Annotated in this window: 3 protein-coding genes; all 3 read right to left on the bottom strand. The window is 56.6% G+C overall.

All coding sequences use genetic code 11. The annotated features are described in order from the left end of the window. Positions 1-200 precede the first annotated feature (200 nt). A complete protein-coding gene (locus K1Y02_24730; GenBank protein ID MBX7259588.1) occupies positions 201-1,010 on the bottom strand; it encodes a hypothetical protein in 810 nt (269 codons plus the stop codon). Between the two features lie 618 nt (positions 1,011-1,628). Next, entirely contained in the window at positions 1,629-3,836 is a 2,208-nt protein-coding gene (locus K1Y02_24725; protein ID MBX7259587.1) for a hypothetical protein, read from the bottom strand. Positions 3,837-4,017: 181 nt separating this feature from the next. Next, positions 4,018-5,445, bottom strand: coding sequence for a sulfatase-like hydrolase/transferase (locus K1Y02_24720; protein ID MBX7259586.1), 1,428 nt, complete (start codon positions 5,443-5,445; stop codon positions 4,018-4,020). Between the last annotated feature and the right edge of the window lie 421 nt (positions 5,446-5,866).

Below are 5,866 nucleotides of genomic sequence, written 5' to 3'. Positions count from 1 at the left end.
TGCTTGACATGCAAGGGGTCACTGGTTCAAGTCCAGTACCGCCCACCATATAAGTTGTTTAAGAACAAGCCGTTGGGTTTTGGCCTGACGGCTTGTTTGTTTCATGGGGAGACGGCATTGACGAAGCACAGTCCCGACGTCTGTGCTTAATGGACTAGATCTGCCGTAACCGCCGCGAAGTCCGTGTTAGCGGCGCTGGACTAGAATCGCTGGCCTCGTAAGTATTGCTCGCGCGCCTGTTTCTCGTTCCATTCTGCACGGCGTTGCTCGCGTGCAGCTGCGGCCTCGGAGGCAGCCGCTTGGTTTGCTCGATACTGTTCAGCACGGTCGGCACGGCGCTGTTGTTGCTTGTCGTAGTTGGCCTGTATCTCGGCGTCTTCGGCCTCGCGTCTTGCTTGCTCTGCCTCGGCGGCTTGAATAGCAGGCAATTGCGCCAAGTACACAAGATTCTGATAGATAGCCTCAGAGACCAGTCGGCAGTTTGTGAAATCCACTTCTACGTCAAACGTGACGGCGGCATCGTCGTACGTTCTGTCGAACTTGTAGTCTCCGGTTTGACTCTCCGAGCCGCTTCGAACGGTCTTCGAAACACGAATAGAGGGATCTGGTATGGCGTCGATCAGGTATTGCAGACATTTGCGCGTGGTCAGATCAGGCCAGTATTGCTTCGCCTGATAGATGAGCATCACCGCCTCATATTGCTCTTTTTGGGTGTTCTTGGCTTGGTAGTGGCTGTAGGCGCGGTCCCACAGATCGTGCATTTCATCAAGGTCGGGCTTCTGAATGAGTGCGGCATTCAGGTAATCGTACGATAGGGCCATTTGCGCATAGTCGGGCGTGTCGTCTGGCAACTCTTCTGCGGTTGCAGGTTCTTGAGGCACTGGCACGAAGATCGTCTCGGGCGGCGGGGCTGGCTTTTCTGTGAGCTTCTCAATCCACGGATACGCAAGCACACAGGTCACCGCAAATGCGGATACCCCGATGACGATACTCTTGGCTGTGGACCCCATGTTGTTCCCCTCCCGACTTTGCCAAAGCGTCTTGCAAGTACTACAGGGCTATTCTACACCCATAGGCTAACGACCGCGCAAGTAAATTAGCGAACGCCAGCAGCTTGCGTCCCTAATTGACCGGTTAACGCTACCGGTTAAATTAACCGAAATAGACCGAAAACGCGGTTAAAATACGCAATAGATGCAAAGGGGTTGCGATTCGCGCCGGAAGCATGATATAGTAGTCCCAACAGGTTACAGCGTTTAAGTTGAAAGTCGGCACTGTATCACTTGACTACTAGACCGCTTGACATGCAAGGGGTCACTGGTTCAAGTCCAGTACCGCCCACCATATAGGTTATTTCGGGCCACTTATTTGCAGGTCGCAATAAGTGGCCCGTTTCATTTCGCCTTTCCATCGCAAGCCCGCCGTAAGTGCCGCGAGAGTGCCACTTTCATCCCTCAAAAATGCACGAGTATACTCGACTACGCAACAGGTAGATCATACTCATAAGTGAGTCTTCGCAAGGTAGCCGCTTCACTCGTGCGCTCAGCATGAGCGTTGTATTCTGCGTGTGACGCGACCGTTCCCCGCCGGGTCGAGAATGCTCTCCTTTCTTGAAGTAACGTGGGAGCCTATTTCTCGTAGTCGGTTCGTGTGGGGGAGTGGAACACGTTCTGACCACGGAAGCTCAGGGCAGTGCCCTGTTTGACAAGCACATGGCGCGGAGCGTTCCCTTCAATGTCGGCATATAGGGCGCGGGCGTCCGTCGATATAGTGCCTGCCGAGGCGTGCAATTCAAGCATGGTGCCGTCCGAATTGAGGATGGCGATTTCGAAGTGCGGACCATCGCCGATCTGTACTGCCGCGACTCCTGGCTGGTCTGCCAGGATCGCGATTCCTTTGGCCAGAGACGAGGCGTCTGGGGTGGGGGCGTGTGGCATCAAGACAGTCACGAACTGAAGCCGTTGTTCCGGTTCGACCTGGCCTTCCCAAGCGTACTGTGTGGGGAATATGTGACTACCTCGCTGTGCCTCTTCTGCCCTATCGGGCATGACGTTGAGTGAAACGTCTTCTCGGGGTGCATACCATAGCAGCAGGTCCCACGGTTTCTCCTCAAAGAGCAAGGTGTTGTCAAAGTAGTGCGCGCTGAACCATGTGTTGATCCAGTTACTTCCGCGGACCTCGCTGACGTGCTGCGTATTCCAGATCGGGCCGACCTCGGCGCGGAACGAATCGGCGAAAGTTGTTTCGTCGCGAACGAGGACAAACCGATTCTTGACGAACAGGAATTCGCGCTGTTGCGTGGCATTGAAACCTTGGTATTCCGTCACATCCACACGCGCATGGACGGCCAGCGCGTGTTCCGAGAAGACGGGCACGGCGCTCGCCATGCCCGACCAACCCTTGGGGAGTTTCTTTTCGCCTTGAAAGCCTTTTTGCCCCAAATATGTGGCCGTTCCGGAGCGGTCGGCAATTGCCACGGCGTTCTCGCGCGGCACGAATTTTTCGCTCGCCATTTCGGCCATGGCCACGCCATTGTGTTCCAGGCCGATGATTGCCGTCGGATTGAGCGGGTCGTGGCGCGCGTAGCACTCGACCAGCATGAACAGGTCGCCCGGGTCCCAGCCTGAACGGAAGACGAGTTTGCTCGGCATGGAGTTCTGGGTCATGTACGTGTTGCAGTCCACGCCGCCGTAGCCGGGAAACCTCTCGCGGACCTGGGCGTCCGTGAGACGTACAATCTCCTTTCGGTAGAAGATGTTTGACTCCGCCTTCGGTTCGACTGGCTCAACAGAGTCGTCGCATACGAGGCTGGCGACGGCAATATCGGCGATAGCCTTTGAGCCCATGGGGGAGTTGCCACAGAACGGACGTGCCTGGCAGTTGTTCATCAGGCGATGGGCCACCCATCGGTAACGTCCATCCCGTGTGTAGCGTGACGCCAATTCCAATGCCGCTACGCGGCTGCCTGCGACCACGTTATATCCGCAACTGGCTCCGTATGGGATCTCACTTCCGTCCGGCGAAGTCTCTGAGAGGATCTGCTCGAAAAGCCGGCGCGAGTGCGCATCAGTGAAGACCTCTTCTCGTCCCAAGATACATGCAGCGCGCAAGATGTTGCCGAAGCTGCTGTGGAAATACCACACGTCATTGATACCGACATCCCGGAAATCCCACCAGTCTCGCCAAATCACGTCGGAGAGTGTGCGCCAGTCCTTTGCCCCGGTCTCGTCAGGATAGAGGTGCGAGGCAATTGCATTGTTGATGCCCTGCGCCTGGGCGCGATGATGCGAACCGCGAAACCAACCATCCCAGGGCCCATTCTCGGCCCAAGCCGGTTGGTACCGGCGAATTTTCAGCAGCATCTCTTTTGCCCAGCGTTCGTCCTCTTCCGTCATTTGGTGGTGCTTGCGGAGTTCCTCAAAGCACAAAACAGAGATCGTCGTCGCGTCGAGACAGAACACTACGCCTTTCTCTTCGACGGAGTGGTCTACCCACTGGGCGAATGTGTGCATGTCGCGCTTGATCCGTTCGCCTAGATCGGAATCGCCTTCGAATGCAAACACGGCCAGAGGCGGCAGAATCCGCAGTGGTCCATGGCGCCATTGCCACTGATCGCCCTCGGGTGTCATTTGATAGTCGGCAGCCCAGGGACGTACGAAATCCACATAGTCCTTCCTGGCGATCGGATGCCGTGGCACGGTCAAGCTCATCGGCGCACGCGGTTCGTAGCGCTCTTCGGTGTTCTTTGATAGTCCTTGTGCCACTGATGGACGGATGGCCACCGCAAGAAGCAGGGACAGAGCAACGCAGCGTCTTCGGTGTTGGGTCGGGCTCACGAACAGTCTCCCTCCGTGCCCACCTTGAGCACGTTTTGTTCGACATTTCTGGCATGGTACAACTGGTGATCGTAGAGATGAAACTTGATAGCCGGCATCGACACACCTCCTGACTTCCATTGTCGAAACGCGGTGCACGGAATAGGTAGCGTCGAGCTCGTTCGATGCGCGGAGGTGTACTTCACTGCCCCTTGACTTCTTTCTTCCACAAGGGGCTGCCTTTGTATATCGTGCCTATGGGGTATCGGGGATTGGGCTCGACGGCCTTGTTCATAATCGATTCGATCTTTGTTATAACCTCGGCGTGTTCCGCGGCGACGTTGTTTGTTTCGCCAAGATCCTTCTCCAGATCGTAGAGCTGAATCTCACTTTCGCGGCCAAGTCGGATGCCTTTCCATTTGCCCATTCGGACGGCCTGGTCATAGCGGTCGCGACAGTGTCCGTAGTCCCAGTACAAGTATTCGTGAGACTTCTCGACGTTGCCGCCTCGCAATGCGTGTGTGATGGACGTGCCGTCGATGTGGGGAGGGGGCTGGGCGCCGGCGAGTTCAGCAAACGTCGGCAGCATGTCCCAGAACGCCACGATTTCATCGCTGGTTTTTCCCATGGGCACCACGCCGGGCCAGCGCGCGATGAAAGGGGCACGGATACCGCCTTCGCTGAGGTCGCGTTTGAAACCGCGAAACGGGCCGCTGGTATCGAAGCGCGCGGGCACGTTGTCGTTCCCTCCGTTGTCACTCGTGAAGATGACAAGCGTGTCGCGCGTGAGGCCGAGTTCGTCGATTAAAGAGGTGATGCGGCCGACGTCGCGGTCGAGCATGTGGATCATGGCCGCGTATTTTTTCGAGCGCACATCCCAGTCCTTGTCATCGTAGGGTTCGATGGAAGGAACGGTGAGTCCGTCGGGATCTTCGTCTTCTGCCGAAAAGTGTGGCAGCGTGAAGGCCCCATAGAGAAAGAACGGAACGTCCTTGTTCTCGCGGATGTACGTGAGTGCCCGCTCGACGAACAGGTCGTGGCTGTAGTCTTTCCGCGACTCTGTGTTGCCTGTTAATTCGAGCCGCCCGTCGTTGTCGTCGAGGTACTCGGTGTAATAATAGTGGGCATGGTCTTGGTTGAGATACCCCAACCACATGTCAAAGCCCTTGTTCGTGGCGCGGCCCACGGTTCCGGCATCTCCGAGCGACCATTTGCCAACGCCGCCACAGTGGTAGCCTGCCTTCTTGAGCATCTCGGCAACTGTTACGTCATCTTGTTCGAGGTAGGTGGGGTAATGCGGGACATTGTCGCGCGCCGCCGCGTGCCCGTTGTGCAGCCCGGTCATGAGCGCGCATCGGGAAGGGGTGCATACGGGGGCGCCTGCGTATGCTTGGTGGAACAATAGGCCTTCTTTGGCCAATCGGTCGATGTTTGGAGTTTCGATCAACTGCTGTCCATAGCAGCCGAGATCGCCGTAGCCAAGATCGTCTGCCATGAGCAGAACGATGTTGGGTTGCCGTCGTCTGGAAGGGGAGGAGGAATCAGACGACTCCGCACCGCGCGCTTCATCTTGAATCGCAAGCGCCGCCGCGGCCATCCCCACGGTCTTCAGAAAATTACGCCTTTTCATACAAACTACTCCGTGCTCACGGCAGCCGCTTTTTCTGAAGAGGAGCCGTAGAAGTCGGACATTCCCGTGCAGCCCAAATTGATTGCTGACACGAGAAGGCCTTGTGAAGCGAGATCGACTCTTTTGACGAGCGTCGGCTGCAATCAGTTGACCAGAATCTGCGCGCAAACGTCAACACCTGGCAGGGCCTGATGTGTGGGGAGACGCAGAATGTCATGGTGCGAGAAGGATCATCCATCGGATTCATGAATGCAGCCGGTTCAACAAGCTGGAGGTCAAGGAATTCACAGCGCAGCATAGCCGCAATCAGAAGAGACTTAACCACGGATGAGCACCGATGCACTCCGATAAAAGGGAGGATTAGGCCCGAATGAACTCACACTACGGGGAACACGGGCAAAACACGGGCGCGGTGGAGACC

This window comes from Candidatus Hydrogenedentota bacterium (assembly GCA_019695095.1).
Lineage (GTDB): Bacteria > Hydrogenedentota > Hydrogenedentia > Hydrogenedentales > SLHB01 > JAIBAQ01.
This window is presented reverse-complemented; position numbering and strand designations above follow the sequence as displayed.

Excerpts from the sequence above, each read along its gene's own strand:
- K1Y02_24730 (MBX7259588.1), bottom strand. The coding sequence starts at position 1,010 with ATGGGGTCCACAGCCAAGAGTATCGTCATCGGGGTATCCGCATTTGCG.
- K1Y02_24720 (MBX7259586.1), bottom strand. The coding sequence starts at position 5,445 with ATGAAAAGGCGTAATTTTCTGAAGACCGTGGGGATGGCCGCGGCGGCG.